Origin of the sequence: Coprococcus sp. AF38-1 (assembly GCF_003603945.1) — a bacterium.
GTDB classification, from domain to species: domain Bacteria; phylum Bacillota; class Clostridia; order Lachnospirales; family Lachnospiraceae; genus Coprococcus; species Coprococcus aceti.
On the sequence record NZ_QVGO01000009.1, the window covers coordinates 36979 to 57281 of the forward strand.

At 41.6% G+C, this 20303-nt stretch carries 9 protein-coding genes and 1 pseudogene; all 10 read left to right on the plus strand.

Going from position 1 to position 20303, the window contains the following annotated elements; translation table 11 throughout:
• Window positions 1-9 precede the first annotated feature (9 nt).
• Window positions 10-8313, plus strand: a complete 8304-nt coding sequence (locus DW025_RS13470) for a leucine-rich repeat protein (protein ID WP_133302893.1) — start codon at window positions 10-12, stop codon at window positions 8311-8313.
• Window positions 8314-8469: 156 nt separating this feature from the next.
• Window positions 8470-10614: pseudogene (locus tag DW025_RS13475) on the plus strand (ATP-dependent helicase).
• Window positions 10615-10948: 334 nt separating this feature from the next.
• Window positions 10949-11302, plus strand: a complete 354-nt coding sequence (locus tag DW025_RS13480) for a hypothetical protein (protein ID WP_055224198.1) — start codon at window positions 10949-10951, stop codon at window positions 11300-11302.
• Window positions 11303-11332: 30 nt separating this feature from the next.
• The gene (locus DW025_RS13485) at window positions 11333-12907 is read left to right on the plus strand and encodes a type I restriction-modification system subunit M (protein WP_120000356.1); all 1575 of its coding nucleotides are present in this window, start codon (window positions 11333-11335) and stop codon (window positions 12905-12907) included.
• Complete coding sequence (locus DW025_RS13490; protein WP_120000357.1) at window positions 12904-13578, plus strand: hypothetical protein; 675 nt, start codon at window positions 12904-12906, stop codon at window positions 13576-13578. The genes DW025_RS13485 and DW025_RS13490 overlap by 4 nt, the downstream gene beginning before the upstream one ends.
• On the plus strand, window positions 13575-14891 hold the full coding sequence (locus DW025_RS13495) for a restriction endonuclease subunit S (protein WP_120000359.1): 1317 nt from the start codon (window positions 13575-13577) through the stop codon (window positions 14889-14891). The genes DW025_RS13490 and DW025_RS13495 overlap by 4 nt, the downstream gene beginning before the upstream one ends.
• Before the next feature lie 13 nt (window positions 14892-14904).
• Entirely contained in the window at window positions 14905-15510 is a 606-nt protein-coding gene (locus tag DW025_RS13500) for a restriction endonuclease subunit S (RefSeq protein ID WP_120000361.1), read from the plus strand.
• Window positions 15511-15513: 3 nt separating this feature from the next.
• Window positions 15514-16515: a DUF4238 domain-containing protein gene (locus DW025_RS13505; RefSeq protein ID WP_120000363.1), complete on the plus strand. Its 1002-nt coding sequence runs from the start codon at window positions 15514-15516 to the stop codon at window positions 16513-16515.
• Window positions 16497-19691, plus strand: a complete 3195-nt coding sequence (locus tag DW025_RS13510) for a type I restriction endonuclease subunit R (protein WP_120000365.1) — start codon at window positions 16497-16499, stop codon at window positions 19689-19691. The genes DW025_RS13505 and DW025_RS13510 overlap by 19 nt, the downstream gene beginning before the upstream one ends.
• Before the next feature lie 17 nt (window positions 19692-19708).
• Window positions 19709-20263: an AAA family ATPase gene (locus tag DW025_RS13515; RefSeq protein ID WP_165854796.1), complete on the plus strand. Its 555-nt coding sequence runs from the start codon at window positions 19709-19711 to the stop codon at window positions 20261-20263.
• Window positions 20264-20303: the final 40 nt, after the last annotated feature.

Here is a 20303-nt window from a genome sequence, read left to right on the forward strand (position 1 = left end):
GGGTAATTGATGAGAAAGAGAAGGCTACGAGGAGGTATAACGGCCTTGTCGGTGCTTGCTGCTATTGGCATGGCATCGGGAATAACGGCATTTGCGGCGGACGGAACACAGTCTGAAGCTGCGAATACGGGAAAGGGGCTGGAGTATGTATATGAGTCGTCAGGCTCTACACCATCAGGTGTCACGCTCAACGGCAATTCGGTAATCATAAAGCAGTCGCCGAATTCCACTGACAGCGAGCAGTTATTAAATATTTACAATGACAAAGACAGGGATGGAATCCTTGATGAGGGCGAGGAAGCTTTCGCATTGGATGGAAGCACGGACATACAATATGGCAATATATATGGAATCTATCATGGTAATGGCAGTTCGCCGATCTCCATAACCATAGACGGTGCTGAACTGCCTGCTGTATATGGAGCATTTGAGAGTACTGTTGAGACTCCAGAGAACATGACTGCGGTAACTATCAGTGTGAAGGGCGACGCGGCAGTTGAAAGTCTGTATGGACTTTTCAGGACATATTGTACTGGTGGTGTACTGATAGACACGGAGAAGTCAGTTAAGATAAAGACGCTCTATGGTCTCAGCACATCGACCATAGATGGAGACATCACGGAGAATATCAATTATAGCTGTGACGGCAACACATTTGTCACACTGGCTACAGATGGATATTACACAGGAAAGGCATACACTATTAATGGCGATGCAGTGTTCAATATGAAAGGAGCCAGCGCCAATTCAGTGTATCTCGTGCAGAATGGAGCTGTGCTCAGTAAGACACTGACGGCCAAGGTGACTGATTCCAAGGTAGACAGCCTGAACGGAGTTTCCCAGGGGGCAAAGGTTGATGGTGACGTGAGCCTTACATTTGACGGAATATCAGCCATAAAGGATGGAAGAAGTGCCAGTTTATATGGTGCGTCAAGTGCGACTATCCTTGGAAATCTGGACCTTAAGCTGAAAAGCCAGTCTGGATCAGAGATGTCTGTGTATGGCACCAATAATACAAATATAAAGGGAAATGTAAATGTCAGCATTGATGGCTCAGGAGCAAAGTTCAACACCATATATGGAATGTATGGCGGTATGCTGGGCGGAAGGGCTGATATAGATATAAAGAACTGCGCTGCCGGTTACACAACATGTGGCATGAATTCGGTTTCGTTCAGTCAGACTCAGCCGGAGGAAGAAGGAACATATACGTATACTGTGAACATGGGGAATATCACTGGCGCCAGCGGCAGGGTATATGGAATTTCAAATTGTTCCGGTATCACTTCTGCCAGCGTTGTAATGAAGGCTGTGGCAACAACAGATACATTAAATGGCATGTATCTGAGCACAGGTGTAAAAGGTGATATAAAGGCAGAGCTTTACAACTGTAATGCAGCCTATGTAAATGCTCTGAATCTTTCAAACGTGACGGTAAATGGTTCTGTGGATGTCGTTGTTTCAGGCTGCAGCATCACGAGATCTCTGAATGTAGAGCAGGGTGGAAGTATCAGTAAGGATCTTAACATAAGCGTCAGCAACGTTATCAGCAGTTCAGCACAGCTTGTATACGGCGGTAGCTGTCTGGGAAATATGACGGTCAATGTGGATGGCATGAATGATGAATCCATAGTAGACGAAAATGGCAATCCGCTTGTGAACTCGTATGAATACGCGGGCAGCGACATGTTTACCATGATGGGCAACTTTGCACTGGCAGGGGAACTCAAGGCGGATATAGCAAAGATACATTTTGCAAAATGTGGACTCGCCGGAGGCGATTACAGTTGCGGAAATATCGGAACAAAGGTTGACATAACGTTGTCAGACAGCAGTATAAATGGACTGGCGGGAAATAATATTTTCTATCTGGCAAATGAGAGCTATTCCGGTTCAACCGAGAATACAGTTCCTGTTGATATAAAGATCAACAACACAGATTTTACAAATGCAGACGGAATAAGCTTCCAGATGTATATAGGTAATAACAAGGATGCAAAAGTTACATTTGATGACAAGTGCAGTATGCCGGAGAAGTATTATATGGCTCCAAGCATGAATACCACCGGCTCATCTGTCATAACATATGGACAGAATATATATTATGGCGGACAGAATCTTGTGATAGACAAGGATGTAACTGCTGACAATATTTACTTTGGTAACTTCACAGAGAACGGAAGCCAGGGCAATGCCGTGATCGTTATCAACAAGGGGGTAACGGTAACTGCAAATGAGGGTATATATGCAGCAGGCGGTTCAAACATACTCCACAGTGGAATCCTCAAGGGAACATTTAAGGCGACTGATGGGTATCTGCCAAATATATTCTCAAAGGGGGGCGTAATAGAGGACTCGGCTGTAGGGGATGTTGCAAATGTAAATTATTCATTGGATGTTGTGTCCAACGAGAAGGCCGCAACGTACACCATGACAGGCAAGACGTCACAGTATATTGATCCTGATGGTACATATGTCAAGGGCGGCGCAGATGTCAAGATAACACCGACCGTGAACAAGGGATATATTCTTGACAAGGTGACCTTCAGAGGTCAGAGCGACACAGCGGAAAATTCAGCGGTTGAATCAAATGGCGTGTACACGTTCAGCATGCCGAATGAGCCTTGTACAGTGACGGTCGTAACGACAGGAAAGCAGATCGTGGTATCCAAGACAACTGTTGACCCTTCAGCACTGCTTGGAAAAGAATACACGGCAGCTTCACCTCTCTATGACATGGCAGATCTTGTCATATCAAACGACGCAAGAGAGGGCGAGGTCACATACGAGATAGACGAGACAAATGGTCTTCCTGAGGGACTTACATTGACCGATGGCAAGATCGTCGGAACGGCAAGTAAGCTTTATGAAGACGGAAAAAATGTCATAGTCCATGTGACAGGAAGAAACGGTTCAAAGGCACAGCTCTCATTGAACGTGATCGTCTCAAATGAGGAGAAGAAACAGGACAACCAGGATGGCCGAATCGCAGTTGATGAGGATGAGAAGACTATATGTCTCAACGGAACATCAGTGGTCATCCAGGCAAAGGACGACACAGATACAGAGATATACGTGGACGACAATCAGGATGGACAGGCAGATGGCAAGACACCTCTGTACACCGGAGATCTGTCGGAGTACACGATAACAGGTGTCGAGGACAACGCCATAAGACGAAGCATCAGGATCACCATGACGGGGGGGAATGTAAAAGCAATATACGGTGCAAAGGATTCAGAGCTTTCATATAAAGGCGGCGATGCGGTGAGTATAAATATCCGTGGTGGTAAGGCAGCAACTATGTATGTTCTGTCGAATTCAACCGTGGATGGAACCATAGCATATGAGATCGCAGAGAACACTGTAGATAAGGGCGGATTTGCAGCGGATACAACATCAAAATATACCGGTGCATTCATGAGAAACAGCAAGGATATCGTAACTATCAGAGGAACCTACGTTGTGAATAAGAAGCTCACGGCAATGGCTCTGATAATCTATGACAGTGCGGCAGTTGATGTAAATGCTCCTGTTGAGGTAACGGATTATGTGTCACTGAACGAGAGATCATCCGCAGTATTTAACGATACGCTGACCGCTGACAGGCTTGGTTATTCAAAGTATGCCAAGGCAGTTGTGAATGGAGATACGAAGCTTGCGGCTCTCAATATGACACAGTATGACACGACACTCACAATAGGCGAGGATGCGCTGTTTGATGTGGGCAAGGTCAACATGACATCAGGCTGGGCAAGAGTATATCAGAAGGGTACGCTCAAGTGTCCTTCAGACCAGTTCAGCAACACAGGTGTGTGGGTGGCAGCAGGAAAATTTGCAGATGATATAGATGCCAGCGGCTGGACAGGAGTGTATTACAGCTATGCAGGCGGCTCAACAAACATGGACAACACATCAGCAAAATTGGCTGCACAGTCATATGTAGTTGAATATGAGAATGTCAAATATGTTGCCTGCAAACAGGCGATCACAGTTAGCTATACCGATGTGCCGGGTTACACAGCCTATGTGTCGGCAAATGGCGGCGAGCCGGTACAGGGAAGCAACGGAAGTGCAAAGGTGACAGGCCCGGATTCATCTATGTCTATTGTAGTGGATTATGTGGCAGACCAGATAGACATCAGTAAGGAATACGCAGATCCGATTCTGGCGGCGGAGACCAAGTACACAGCGGATTCACCAGCGTACGATCTCACGATCCTCAAGGTTACAGGAGATACCACAAAGAATTATGGAACTGACATGCAGTACAGATTGAAGAGCGGTTCGACACTTCCATCAGGACTTGTGCTTGAGTCGGGTAAGATAACAGGAACAGCCAAGAATGCAGGTGAAAGCACAGTAGTATTTGTCATAACAGGACGAAATGGAACACCGGTTGATTTCCCAGTGGTATTCAAGGTACTGCCGGCAGGCACGGAGATACCTGATATCAACAAGCTTGGTGTATCTGTGAACACAGAGGATAAGACCATTGATCTCGGTGGAAATTCAGCAGTGATAATAGTTGATCCGTCGGATAGCAGCAAGAGCTCAGTATATCTGGATGCTGATCATAATGGAGTGGCAGACGACAACAGACCACTCAGAATAGACCAAGAGGTTACATATGATCTGTCAGGCTACAGCATATCAGGCTATACGGACACAGCAAATAAATACACCGGTGACATATCGGTGACACTCAGAAGCGGAAATGTCGGCAATATATGTGCTGCGGGTTCAACTGACAGCAAGGCAGACCGAGTGACGATAGATGGAAATGTAACCATGACGATCATGAGCGGTTATGTGTCAGGCACTGTAGCTGCGGCAGGAAACGCTGATGTCAAGACAGTGACCTTCGCGGCAGAGGACGGAAGAGCAGGAAGCGTGGTATACGGTGCGTACAATACAAATGCGGAGAAGGTAGACTTCACATTTGCAAAGTCTGCACAGATGTACACACCGAAATCAACCAAGTCTGAGAATATGTATGTTACATCGGGTGGATCAGTATCCGGTGATGTGGATATAAGAGTTGGTATAACTGATCATTACAATACATTTATATACGGTGCGGATTACATGAACAAGCGCTCCTACTTCAACGGAGTGTCGGGAACAGCCGTATCCGGAAATGTGAACTGTGTGGTTGATGGAAGATGGTGCGCTGAGAAGTGCAACAACTTTGTCCAGCAGTCAGATGTGAAGGGAGATCTGTATGCCGAGATAAAGTCAGGAGAACTCAGAAAAAATGACGTCAACAATGAGCATAGCAAGGCATTGGTATTTAACTATGGTCACAGCATTGGAAATATATACGTCAAGGCAGGAACAGAGGGCGCTGTCACAGGTGACTTTGTACTTGCGGCAGGCGGTAAGGTTGGCAAGGTAGAGTATGTAGACGAGAATGCAAAGTCCACAGCTACTGTAAAGGGCACCGCTGACAATTACCAGGTTGAGAGTCTGGGTTCACTGTATATGTCTCTCGCCGGCAAATTAACTATAGGCGGAGACTACACACTTGACAGAGAGGTGGAGGTAAAACAGCTTGAGATCCTCAAGGATTCAAAGCTGACCATCGCCGAGGGCGCAGCTCTTACAAATACATCGACAGCGACAGTTACCGGTGATGTTGAGAACCTTGGCACATGGAATGTGGACGGCGCTCTGACTATGACAGGATCACTGGTCAACAGAGGTGCATGGAATCTGAAAGGAAATGTTCAGGCTTCAGCAACAGTAGATAACTACGGGGATATCACAGCAGCAAATAGTGAGAGGATCACCTTGAATACAAATGCAAAGCTCATCAATAGAGCTGATGCACAGTTTACATTTGGCAACCTCACAAACAGTGCAATGATCGTAAACTATGGTAATATGAAGCAGCTTGCATATACGTCAAGTCTTGGAAGCGGAAGCATACTCACCACAGTGATCCCGGATATGGTGTACGCACTGAAAAATTACAGCGTCATTTTCTACAAGCTTGATGTGGATTATCCTGCATATTGCTTCAAGGATGGCGATGCAAAGATAGAGAAGAGTTCATCGGCAACAAGATGTCAGAAGAAGTCAGGTGTTGACGGTGACGATGCACTCTATATACAGGGTGGCAAGTCGTTCTACATCACAATAGACGGTGAGCCGATAGATGGAATGGCGGTGGATTCAGTTGTATTTGGACCGGATGACACAGCCATGACTACAAGTAACAACCGTCTCTGGAGCGGCGTCATGACATATGAGCCGGCAACAGTTACGGTAAATATGGCAAAGCAGGAGGCCGTAAATATAACTCTTGCAAAGACAGAGGATACAGTTAAGGCGCAGGTTGGAAAGACAACCACAAAGGATGAGCCATTATATGATCTGACAGCCATAGAGATCCAGAATGATGAAGCTGTGGACAACGGATATGTGTTATACTCCCTTGCAAAGGGACAGACACTTCCGGCAGGACTTGTGATATACGATGGAAAGGTATATGGAACGCCGAAGACTGCAAGTGCTGAGGCACAGACAGTCAAGTTCACGGTGAGAGGACAGAATCAGACAGTGGCTGAGTTCACACTGATCATATCCAGCGTGGAGAAGGGAATACCTTCATTTACTGCCGGAAAGGCGGGCGACGCATATGCCGGCAAGACCCTTGCGGATGTGGAGCTTCCAACATCGGCAGCAGGAAAGTACATGTGGGCAGATGGAACACAGCAGGTAGGAAAGGCCGGAACAAGCGAGACCTACGATGCATACTTTGTTCCAGACGACACAGCAAACTATGACTGGAGCAAGATCGATGCAGCAGAGGGAACATATGAGGAACTGGAAGACGGAAGTGTGAGAATTGCAGTGAAGCTTTCAGTGTATGTGAGAAAGCAGGATCCTGTATTTACAGTTCCGGAGAATGTCACAGCTACATACGGAGACACTGTTGGCAAGATACTCCTGCTTGAGACAGCAGGTGGAATGTTCATCTGGGAGAATGCAGATGAATCTGTAGGAGAGGTTGGAACAAAGACTTTCCTTGCAACATTTGTACCTGAAGATGAGGATGTATACGAGAGAGCAGAGCATGTGGAGATAACTGTTCAGATTCTTCCTGCAAATGCAGTATTTACTCAGGCGATAGATTCACTGAGTGCTAAGGAGAATATGACTCTTGCAGACATAGAGCTTCCAGAGCGCGAGGATGGAGTATACACATGGTATACAGACAGAACGACAAAGGTTGAGGATGGCAATACATACAAGCTTTGCTTCAAGCCTGCAGACACAGTAAATTATGACTGGACATCAGTTACAGGATGGAACAGGGCTTACAATGGAGTTGTATTCAATGTAAAGATCACCATCGAGAAAGAGCCGGAGCAGCATGTACACGATTACGGCAATAAGTACAAGAGCGACAGCAGATCTCACTGGTATCAGTGCTCATGTGGAGAGAAGTCAGGCCTGGCAAATCACACATGGGACAAGGGAGCGATAACGACCAAGCCTACAGACACAGCGGCAGGTAAGAAGACATTTACCTGTACCAAGTGTGGGTACAAGCGTTATGAGTCAGTAGCTGCCCTTGGAATAGACATAGGAAATTCCAAGAACAATGTGGTCGTAAGCGGTATAGAAAAGAATGGATATACATACACAGGATCACCTATCACTGTTAAATCGCTTGCGCTGAGGAGAGGCAAAACAACACTGAAGAATGGTGTGGATTACACCGTACAGTACAAGAACAACAAGAATATCGGTACAGCGACAGTAAAGATCACTGGTAAGGGTAATTACAGAGGCTCCGTCAGCAAGACATTTGCTATCAAGGCTGGCAAGGGCAAGATATATAAAGTTGCGCAGAAGGGCGTGCCTGGCTATCTGAAATACAAGGTGACAAATGCCGCTTCAAATGGCAAGGGAACAGTGACACTTGTTGGAAGTACAAGCAAGAAGAGCGACAAGAAGTTCAAGTCACTCACGGTTGCATCCAGTGTCAAGATCGGTGGAGTGAACTTCAATGTTACGGCTGTAGGAGCGAAAGCATTTACAGGACGCAAATATCTCACCACGGTTGTGATCGGAGGAAACGTTAAGACCATAGGCGGTGCAGCATTCAGCAAGTGTGTAAAGCTTGGAAAAGTTACCATAAAGTCTACAAGGATAACGACTATCGGTAAGAATGCTTTCCAGGGTGTCAAGAGCAATGTGAAGATATATCTTCCTAAGAAGAAATATGACGCATATGCAAAGAAGCTCAAGGCGAAGGGAATGAACACTCCTAAGAAAGCGGTATACAAAAAGTCAAAATAAATGAAATGCGTTGATGTGTTGGCAGGACAGTCACAGATGATGTGGCTGTCCTGTTTTTTATGTGAAGATCGTTCTGGTGTAAAACCATGAGTGTAGTGACAGGAAAGATATAACCTGCTATACTGAACATATGTTTGCGAATATATGGAGGACTGTATGGATAATTTTATAGATGAACTGAATGAACAGCAAAAGGAGGCAGTGACCACCACAGAAGGGTATGTGCGCATAATTGCGGGAGCGGGAACTGGCAAGACAAAGGCGCTCACATACAGGTATGCGTATCTGGTGGATGAGCTTGGAATATCCACATCGAATATACTGTGTGTCACATTTACAAATAAAGCGGCGAGAGAGATGAGCAAACGTATCAGACAGATGATCGGGGACAGTGATACGGGATACATCTGCACATTTCACGGCTTCTGTGTGAAGCTTCTGAGGGAGGATATCCATGCCATCAATTATCCTCAGAACTTCGTGGTGATGGACAGCGAGGACACGGAGGAGATACTCAAAACTGTGTACGAGAATGCCCATATACAGTCGAGAACATATACATTTGACATGGCGAGGGATCACATATCGGCGATGAAGAACGAGATGCAGCACATTGCATATCTGGCGGACATAAGCAACGACAGACTGTTGGCGGATTATGAGAACGCCTCAGACATTCCTGAAAAAGTATTTCTGGGATACCTGTACGAACAGAAGAAGGTGTATGGACTTGACTATGATGATCTCATAACCATTGCGCTCCACATCCTCAGAACCGATGCGGAGAAATGCCGCAAATGGCAGGACCGCATGATGTATGTCATGGTGGACGAGTTTCAGGATGTCAGCGGTAACCAGTATGCGCTGGCGGAGATACTCAGCGGCTATCACAGGAATCTGTTCATCGTGGGCGATCCGGATCAGACCATATATACGTGGCGTGGGGCAAGGATAGAGTACATACTGGAATTCGACAAGAACCATGAGAATACACAGACCATATTCCTCGACACGAATTATCGTTCAACTCCTGACATACTGGCGGTGTCCAACTCACTGATCGAGAAGAACAGGAACAGACTGCCCCACAGGCTTGTGGCTGTGAAGCCGTCTGAGGCACGCCCTCTGTACGTACATTCCAGGACCACCGGGGATGAAGCCCAGTGGGTGACGAATGAGATAAAAAGACTGGTTGAGGCGGGCGCAAAGTACAGTGACATAGCTGTCTTGTACAGGTCACATTTCGTGTAGAGAAGCATAGAGGAAGCATTTATCAAGACAAAGATCCCGTATATCCTCTACAGCGGAACGGAGTTCTACAAACGCAAGGAGATAAAGGATGTGCTGGCATATCTCAGGATGGTGGCATACGCGGATGATCTGTCATTTCGCAGGGTGATAAATGAACCAAAGCGGAACTTTGGCAAAAAGAGAATGTCGATGCTGAAGTCGTACTGTGAGACTCACAGATGCTCATTGTACAGCGGTCTTCAGGATCTTCTGGAGGAGAAGGCTGTTAAGTCGACAGGTGCTTCAGCCTTTGTCGATATCATAGAAAATTTCAGGAGGACATACAAGGAGAAAAGTCTGTCAGACCTTGTGACAGAGCTTATGGCCGCCACGGGCTACGAGGCGATGCTCAGACAGGCGGGCGAACAGGAAAGGCTGGACAACCTGGCAGAGCTGAAGCAGTCGATAGACGAATATGAGAAGATCTCCGGTGAGGAGAATACGCTGGAGGAATATCTGCAGAGCATAGCTCTCTACACGAACAATGACAGGGAGAAGGACAAGGATTCTGTGACGATGATGACCATACACACCGCAAAGGGCCTGGAGTTCCCATATGTGTTCGTGTGCGGTGTAAATGAAGGCATATTCCCAAGCAAGCATGTGGATACTGAGGCGATGCTCGAGGAGGAACGTCGCATGGCATACGTGGCATGTACCAGAGCGGAGCGCGGTCTGTACATCAGCGATGCCGAGGGGCTGAACTATGATGATTCATTTAGATATCCTTCTAGATTCATATTCAATATAGACCGGGAAGCCATCGACTACGTGAACGAGCTCCCACAGCGCCTTGTCGACGACACGAAGAGCTACATAGCCGCAAATGAAAGCCGCTATATGCCGCTGGACACCGAGCTAAAGCCCGGCGACCGGGTGAGACATAAGGTGTTCGGCGAGGGCACGATAACCGGTATCAGGGGAGATATAGGGTGCTATGTGGTTAAGTTTGATAGGGTGGCAACGGAGAGGAACTTGAAGATTGGGACGGGACTTGAAAAACTCGGTTAATGAAATAGACATGGGCAGACCACTAGAATGTGGGCTGTCCTTTTCACTTTGTTTGGTGAGGAAAAAACAGTACAGCAAATGGAGTAGAATTGTATAAAAGGGTTTTTAGAAGGCGGTATGGTAAAAGGATGGTTAAGATTGTTAATTATGTGGAAACAATGGCATAAGTAGTCGGAAAAAAGAGGAAGAGCAGTTTTACATATAGAAAGATATATTGTAAAATATAAAAAGGTGTATGCAAAACGAAAGGACATAAAAACTATAACATTTGTAAAACTAAAATATAAACTGTAATAAAAGCTTGTATTTTATATAAATCATAAAGGAGGTAAAAATGTATTATTTGGTTCATACAGTGAGTGTGATAATTAGACAGTTTTTTGTATCAAACCCATTTGAAAATGCAGCCATAGAAGTACCATTTGGTCCAGTTTTTTTCAACATGATAATAGGGGCAGCGCTTGTGCTAATTACATATATGGTTGTAGGGATATTTTATAAAAGAAGAAGTTCACCAGCAGTAGGTAGTATGTTATTTCTCTTGTTTTATTTAGTACATAATGGGTTATTGGTATTGATGTCGAAAGCCGAATTTAATAAAATTCTAATTGGAATTATATTAGTGGCATATATGGCAGTTCTTACTATTTCAAAAAAGGTAGTAACGCGTATAACATGTGATATTTAATATAAAAAGATAAAATGCAGGAGAGATTAGATGATAGACACCAAGAAAGAACAGGAACGAGATGAACTTCATCGCGCCATCTGGGCGATAGCAGATGAATTACGTGGAGCTGTGGACGGATGGGATTTCAAGAATTATGTATTAGGAACGATGTTCTATAGATATATTTCTGAAAACCTTTGTAAGTACATAAATGAGGGCGAGGCAAAGGCTGGTAATGCAGACTTTGATTTTGCTGTGATGCCTGATGAAGATGCAGAAGAGGCTAGAGAAGGTTTGGTAGAAGAAAAGGGATTCTTCATACTTCCAAGTGAGCTGTTCTGCAATGTCAGAGCATGGGCAGCGGAAGACGAAAATCTGAATGAGACACTTGAAAGCGTATTCAGGCATATAGAGGATTCAGCAAAGGGCAGTGAGGCAGAGAATGATTTTGCAGGACTCTTTGATGACTTTGACGTTAATAGTAATAAACTTGGTTCTACAGTTGCCAAGAGAAATGAGAAACTTGTAAAGCTCCTCAATGGAGTGGGAGATATGAATCTGGGAGATGTGAAAGATCATTCTATAGATGCTTTTGGTGATGCGTATGAGTATCTCATGACTATGTATGCGTCAAATGCAGGAAAGTCCGGCGGTGAGTTCTTCACGCCTGCGGATGTGTCTGAACTTCTTACAAGGCTTGGAACAGTAGGCAAGACCGAAATAAATAAGGTATACGATCCTGCCTGCGGATCTGGTTCATTGCTGCTTAAGGCGGAAAAAGTTCTTGGCAGGGATGCCATCAGAAATGGATTTTATGGACAGGAGATAAATATAACTACATATAACCTCTGCCGTATAAATATGTTCCTTCATGATGTTGGATTTGATAAGTTTGATATAGCATGTGAGGATACACTTACCAGTCCACAGCATTGGGATGATGAACCATTTGAGCTTATAGTGTCTAATCCGCCGTATTCAATAAAATGGGCTGGTGACGAGAATCCTCTTCTTATAAATGATCCAAGATTTTCTCCTGCGGGAGTATTGGCTCCTAAGAGCAAGGCGGATATGGCATTTATAATGCATAGTTTGGCATGGCTTGCGTCAAATGGAACTGCAGCGATAGTATGCTTCCCTGGCATTATGTATCGTGGCGGTGCAGAGCAGAAGATTAGGAAATATCTTGTAGATAATAACTATGTGGATTGCATCATACAGTTGCCAAGCAATCTGTTCTTTGGAACTTCAATAGCAACGTGCATTATGGTTATGAAGAAGAATAAGACAGACAATAAGACCCTGTTTATAGATGCAACCAAGGAGTGTGTCAAGGTTACAAACAACAATAAACTGACACCAGAGAATATAGATAGAATTGTAGAAACATTTACAAAACGTGAAGATGTTCAGCATTTTTCACATCTGGCTACATATGAAGAGATATCTTCAAACGATTATAATTTGTCTGTGGCAACATATGTTGAGGCTGAGGATACAAGGGAGAAGATTGATATTGTAAAGCTCAATGCTGAGATTAAAGAGATAGTGGCTCGTGAACAGGTGCTTCGTGATGAAATTGATAAGATTATTGCAGAAATTGAAAATGGTGAAAATGAGTGAAAAACAAATCAAAAAGCAATATTGGAGAGCATGAAAAATATAGATATGAAGAATGTTATGCAAAGATTTTGTTAGAGAGAGTATATCCTGAGATTTATACAGATTTGTCAATTCTTGATAAACCCGATTTACAGAATGAGGTATTACAAGTAGGTGTAGAAGTAACGAGTGCTGTACCAAGTTCTTTAAGAGAGGCTAAGGCATGTTGGATAAAGGCAAACAATACAAATGATATGAAGATAAAAAGTAAATATGTTAAAAGAATGGAACAGATAGGATATAAATACACAGGAGGCATGCAGAACTGGCTTAAAGAGGATATAGATCAATTGTATGAGGAGACTTCTTTGGTGGATTTAGAGATTTCAATAAGAAGTAAGATGGAAAAAAAAGATAGAGGTGGGTACAAAGAATTAAAAAATATGGATTTATATATTGATGCAATGTTTTCGTTTTTTTCAATTAATGATGATGATTTATATGAATTGGTGAAAAATGTTAATGTTGGTAAAAATCATTTTAGAAAGATAATTATAAATGCTATAGAAGATAATGAGATTGTTATGATAGATACGGATGAAGATAATTATAGTGTGACTTCTTATGATAGCAGACAATATGAATATGCACTTGCTGCGTTAGATATGATAAAGAAAGAGGATACAGAATGAGTAAACTGAGTCGACTACTGAATGAACTGTGCCCAGAAGGCGTTGAATATAAAACACTTGGAGAGATAGCGAGTATACGCAGAGGAGGAAATTTTCAAAAAAAGCATTATGTTTCAAATGGAATTCCCTGTATACATTATGGACAGATATATACGAAATATAATTTGTTTGTTAATGAGATAGACAGTTATATAGATCCTGAAGTTGCAAAGAAACAAAAATTTGCGGAATCGGGTGACATTATAATGGCAGTAACCAGTGAGAATGTAGAAGATGTATGTAAGTGTATTGCATGGTTGGGGAATGATAAAATAGCTGTAAGTGGGCACACTGCCATAATACATCATAATCAAAATCCAAAATATTTAGTGTACTATTTGAGTAGCCAAATGTTTCAGAATCAAAAGAGAAAAATGGCTCATGGAACGAAGGTTATAGAAGTATCACCAGCAAAACTGAACGAAGTGAAGATCGCCGTACCTCCGCTGGAGGTACAACGTGAAATAGTCCGTATTTTGGACTATTTCACGTTGCTTACAGCCGAGCTTACAGCCGAGCTTACAGCCGAGCTTACAGCCGAGCTTACAGCCGAGCTTACAACTCGGAAGAAACAGTATGAGTTTTATCGAGACTATTTAATAAAAAAAGAACAAGATGTATCTGAGATGAAAAAACTGGCTGATGTTGCAATCATTTATGATTCGTTACATCAAACACCTTCATATTCTAACAGCGGATATAGTATGGTTCGTGTTCAGGACATAAAGGGGGGATATATAAATGAAGACAAAACTTTAAAAGTGGAAGAAAATGTTTGGAATTTATTTACAAAAAAATATGTCCCTCAATTAAATGACATTGTAGTTTCACGTGTAGGATCATATGGGAATTTTGCATTAATTCCTAATAATAAGTGTTGCTTGGGACAAAATGTTGCAATAATTCATTCTAAAATAAATCCTAAATATTTATATCATGTACTAATGTCTACGATGACAAGGCAATGGATTAATAACAATGTGAAGGGAACAAGCCAAAAATCATTTAGTTTAGCAGATATAAAAAGAGTGCCAGTTCCTGTTCCAAAGGAAAATATTCAGCAACGCATAGCAGAGGTTCTCGATAATTTTGAAGCAATTTGTTCTAATTTGAAAATTGGCTTGCCAGCAGAAATTGATGCACGTCAGAAACAATATGAATATTATAGAGATGTGCTGTTGACATTTGCAGAGACAGGAAAGACAATCTTAACAGACAGACAGACAGACAGACAGACAGACAGACAGACAGACAGACAGACAGACCATAATTAAGCTTTTACAGTACGTGTTTGGATATGCTGTTGTTAAGTTTGGGGATATAGCATCAATAACAAGAGGTGCGTCACCGCGTCCAATCAAAAGGTATATTACATCTAGTGAACAAGGTATTAATTGGATAAAAATTGGAGATGCTGGGATAAATACAAAATATATTACTCAGACAGCAGAAAGAATAACAATAGAAGGTGCAGAAAAGTCAAGAAAAGTAAAAAAAGGAGATTTCATTCTATCAAACTCAATGAGTTTTGGAAGACCATATATTTTACAAATAGACGGATGTATTCATGATGGCTGGTTATCAATTAGTGATTTTGAAGATTATTTTGTACCAGACTATTTATATCATTTATTGAGCTCTGATAGTTTACAGAATGAAATGGGGAAAAAAGCGTCATTTGGAGGCGCTATACAGAATCTTAATGCTGAGATTGTCCGATCATTAGAATTACAAATACCATCAATAGATGAGCAAAGACGGATCATAGATTTGCTTGATAAATTTGAAGTTATCTGTAATGACTTGCAGTCAGGAATCCCAGCAGAAATAGAGAAACGTCAGAAACAATATGAATATTACAGAGACAAGCTTTTATCATTTAAGGAGTTGTGATATATGCCAAATGGTTCTAATAGAACAGAGAAGCAGCATTATGTTCCGCGGGTATATTTGAAAGGCTTTGCACCACAATACTTGGACAAATGTAGTGAAAATAGTAAAAGCTCAAAAATTAAATATTGTGTGTTTTATTATGACTTACAAGAAAGAACACAAAGCAATATAGCGGTACCAATATATTCGGTTTGTTTTGAAAGAAACTTGTATGAGGTTATGGGTAAGAGTGGCGAAATAGTCTATGATAATCGGTTGGAGAATCGTTTTAGTAGATTAGAAAGAAGGTATGCAGAACTTAGGACAAATATTGAAAAGAAAGCATTTGTCAAAGATAACTACAAAATTAAGAGTTTTCTAACATATGATGAGAAGATGCATTTAATGGGATATATGACAATACAACTACTCAGAACTCCGACTTTTTTGAGCTTGGCATTAAAAGTGGCTAAAGAGGTATGGAAGAATGATAAAAGTAAGGAGCAGTTAAAGAATATTGTTCGCATTCAGTGTTTATCCTTTATAGATACTTATTGTAGGAATGATGAGAAGTATTTAGATTACAATAAAAAATTTGTTGGAATAAGCGATAACCAATTTGAAATACTTGGTTCAATTATTAGACCTATGGTTGGCATGTCATTTATGATAGGTGTTGATAATAAGTCAAGATTGATAACATCAGATAATCCAGTATACATAAGGAATTCAAATAAAGAATGTCTGATGAAAGGCGAGGTTGTTCAAAACGATGAGATCATATTTCCAATTACAGCCAGCTTATGTTTGATTATGGTTGGTGGAGAAAATAAGGACAGGTATCCAAAGAATTGTTTATTTGAGATAACAGACGAATGGAGAAAACATATATTTGCGGCAATGTGTTGTACTACAGATAAAAAGATATTTTCAAATCACAAGTTTGATAAAGATGAACTAAAAATCATAGATGAAGTACTTAAAGATGAGGCAAAGGGGGATACGGAGTGTCATATTTTAACATAGTAGCGGAGACATCGGAGAATACAGTTGTTACGGAATATGAACCGGTAAAAAGACGTTCTGATAGTTATCAGAGCGAGGCAGAGTTGGAGCAGGAGTTTATAAGGATGCTCTGCGAGCAGGGGTATGAATATCTGCCATTACATACCGAGCGGGATATGATAAGTAATCTTCGTGAGAGGCTGCAGGAACTCAACAATTATGAGTTCACAGATAAAGAGTGGACATATTTCTTCAATAATGATATTGCAAATCCAAACTTTAGTTTGCAGGATAAGACACGTAATATTCAGGAGGATTACAGAAAGGTTCTTAAGCGGGATGATGGCTCAACCAAGAATATTTCACTTATTGACAAGACCAATATCCACAATAATAGGTTGCAGGTTATAAATCAGTATGTGATGGGACTCCAGGATGGGGCAAAACATGATAACAGATATGATGTGACAGTTCTTGTCAATGGACTGCCACTTGTTCATGTTGAGCTTAAACGAAGGGGCGTTCAGATACGAGAGGCATTCAATCAGATCAATCGATATAAGAGAGATTCTTTCTGGGCAGGTAGTGGGCTTTTTGAGTATGTCCAGATCTTTGTAATTTCAAACGGAACAAATACCAAATATTATTCGAATAGCACGCGTGATAATGCCATAAGGGATGCTAAGGCTGGCAATACAAAACGCGGAAAAACAAGTAATAGCTTTGAATTTACCTGTTTCTGGGCAGATGCAAATAACAGAGTGATCCCGGATCTGGTTGACTTTACAAAGACTTTCTTTGCAAAGCATACGTTGCTTAACATACTTACAAAGTATTGTATATTCACATCTGAAAACATACTCATGGTAATGCGTCCGTATCAGATAACGGCGACAGAGAGAATATTGAATAGAATAGAGATAGCTAATAACTATAAAAAGTATGGAAGTGTAGCAGGTGGAGGGTATATTTGGCATACCACGGGATCAGGAAAAACACTCACATCTTTTAAGACTGCAAGATTGGCGTCACAGCTTTCGTATATAGATAAGGTTTTATTTGTCGTTGACCGTAAGGATCTGGATTATCAGACTATGAAGGAGTATGACAGATTCGAGAAGGGAGCTGCAAATAGTAACAGTTCTACACGTATCCTGAAGAGACAGCTTGAGGATAATAATGCGCATATAATAATCACGACTATTCAGAAACTTGCGACATTTATCAAGAAAAATCCCGGACATGAAGTTTATGAGAAGCATGTGGTTATCATATTTGATGAATGTCATAGAAGCCAGTTCGGCGATATGCATACAGCAATAGTTAAGAATTTCAAGAGATACCACTTGTTTGGGTTTACTGGTACACCGATATTTTCGGTTAATTCAGGAAAAGCAAAGAATCCAGATTTTTTTACAACTGCTCAGACATTTGGAGATCAGTTGCATGCCTACACTATAGTTGATGCCATCAATGACAATAATGTGTTGCCGTTCCGAGTTGATTACATCAAGACAATGGATGTGGATGAAGAAATCACAGATGAGATGGTATGGGATATCAACCGTGAAAAAGCTATGATGGCGCCAAAGAGAATAGAGCTGGTGACGAAGTATATATTAGATCATTTTGATCAGAAGACCTATAGGGGTGACAAGACATACATATACAATACTCTGACGAATATACAGGAGGTTGCGTCTGCTGAGCGAGGTGCAGTTGAAGAAATCAAAAGGTCACAGAGACTTAGTGGGTTTAATTCCATATTTGCAGTAGCCTCTGTTCCTATGGCAAAACTGTATTATCAGGAGTTTAAACGCCAGATGGAACTTGATCCGACAAAGCATTTGCGTATTGCAACTATCTTCAGTTATGCGGCAAATGAAGAGGAAGTGGATGGCCTTCTTGACGAAGAGAATCCAGAGGATACAACGGCACTTGACCAGACTGCGAGGGACTTCTTGGATGGTGCAATAGATGACTATAATAAGATGTTCCACACAAATTATTCAACCGACGGAGATAGATTCCAGAATTATTATAAGGATGTATCGCTCAGAATGAAGAATAAGGAGATAGATTTGTTGATTGTTGTAAATATGTTCCTTACGGGATTTGACGCAACAACACTGAATACCTTATGGGCTGATAAAAATCTGAAGATGCATGGTTTGATCCAAGCATTCAGCAGGACAAATCGTATATTAAACTCTATAAAGACATTTGGAAATATCGTCTGCTTTAGAAATCTTCAGAAGAGAGTGGACAGCGCAATATCACTGTTTGGTGATAAAAATGCAGGTGGAATAGTTCTTCTCCAGAGTTTCAAAGATTATTATTACGGCTATGAGTCGGTTGATGGCGAGCATATGCCAGGATATGTAGATATGGTAGAGGAACTTAAGGAGAAATTCCCACTTATGGATCCACAAATAATAGGTGAGCAGAATCAGAAAGCCTTTATTGCGTTATTTGGTGCATTCCTGAGAATGAGAAATCTTCTGTTGTCATTTGATGAATACAAAGGAAATGAACTTATTTCTGAACGTGATTTGCAGGATTATCTTGGACGTTATCAGGATCTGCGCGATGAATGGAGACGTAAGAGAGAGAACAATGAAAGTGCGGATATAACGGACGACATTGTATTTGAGGTTGAGCTTATAAAGCAAATAGAAATCAACATAGATTATATACTCATGCTTGTAAAAAAATATCATGATACACATTGCGAAGATAAGGAAGTCCTCATAACTATTAAGCGAGCAGTAGAGGCAAGTCCAGAACTCCGCAGTAAGAAAGCATTGATAGAAAGTTTTATTGCAGGAATCAATGATGTAGAGGATGTAATGGCTGAATGGCGGGATTTTGTTGTAGGGCAGCGTGAAAATGATCTTGCTCAGCTCATATCCGAGGAGCGCTTGAATCCAGAGAACACGAGACGCTATATAGAAAATGCATTCCGCGATGGAGAAATCAGAACTGCCGGAACTGACATAGACAAGCTTATGCCGCCAGTTTCAAGATTTGGCGGAAGTGGACGTGACAAGAAGAAACAGGCAGTCATAGAAAAACTGAAACAGTTCTTTGAGAAGTATTATGGTGTCGGTGGAGCTATGAGTATAGGTGGTACGCAGAAGGTTGTGTATGGTGAGAGACGTGGCGAGATTGGTATGGTTGCGGAGGAGAAGAGATAGGAGAATAGATGGTGTGTATGTATAAAATCATTTGGTTAGATGGGGCAAGTGGAGTAGGAAAAACAACAGTAGCAAATTTTTTGACAAATGAATTAATGGAAAATGGATTAAAAGTGGATAATGTGGATTCAGATTATTATTATCAAGAAAAATATTTGTCGAATCCTAAGATTGACCAATCAAAAATAAAATCTCCATGGGCTGATGAATGCTTTTTAAAATATTTTAAAGGACAACTAGTATTGTTTTGTGAAAAAGATGATATTTTAGTGGTTCAAATGGCGTTAACAGATGATAAATGTCGAAAAATATTGTTGGAGTCTTTAGGAGAAAAGGTGGTAATAAAACATATAATACTTAACGCAAGTAAACAAACAATAAAAGATAGAATAAAAGAAAGAGCGGCAAAAGGAGTAGATCAGAGACAGTCGCTAGAGAGATTGAGTTGGAATATGGCATACTTGAATAAATATTACAAAGAAGATACATGGATTAATACTGAAGAAAAGTCGGCTGAAAATGTAGCAGATGAAATTTTTAATATGATAGATAAATCAAGACTGCAGAAATAGACATAGACAAGCTAAAGACACTTGCATTGGTGACAAAATT

Bases quoted from the DNA above. Each gene is read 5' to 3' on its own strand.
- DW025_RS13470 (WP_133302893.1), top strand. From the start codon at position 10: ATGAGAAAGAGAAGGCTACGAGGAGGTATAACGGCCTTGTCGGTGCTT.
- DW025_RS13495 (WP_120000359.1), top strand. From the start codon at position 13,575: ATGAGTAAACTGAGTCGACTACTGAATGAACTGTGCCCAGAAGGCGTT.
- DW025_RS13515 (WP_165854796.1), top strand. From the start codon at position 19,709: ATGTATAAAATCATTTGGTTAGATGGGGCAAGTGGAGTAGGAAAAACA.
- DW025_RS13485 (WP_120000356.1), top strand. From the start codon at position 11,333: ATGATAGACACCAAGAAAGAACAGGAACGAGATGAACTTCATCGCGCC.
- DW025_RS13505 (WP_120000363.1), top strand. From the start codon at position 15,514: ATGCCAAATGGTTCTAATAGAACAGAGAAGCAGCATTATGTTCCGCGG.
- DW025_RS13480 (WP_055224198.1), top strand. From the start codon at position 10,949: ATGTATTATTTGGTTCATACAGTGAGTGTGATAATTAGACAGTTTTTT.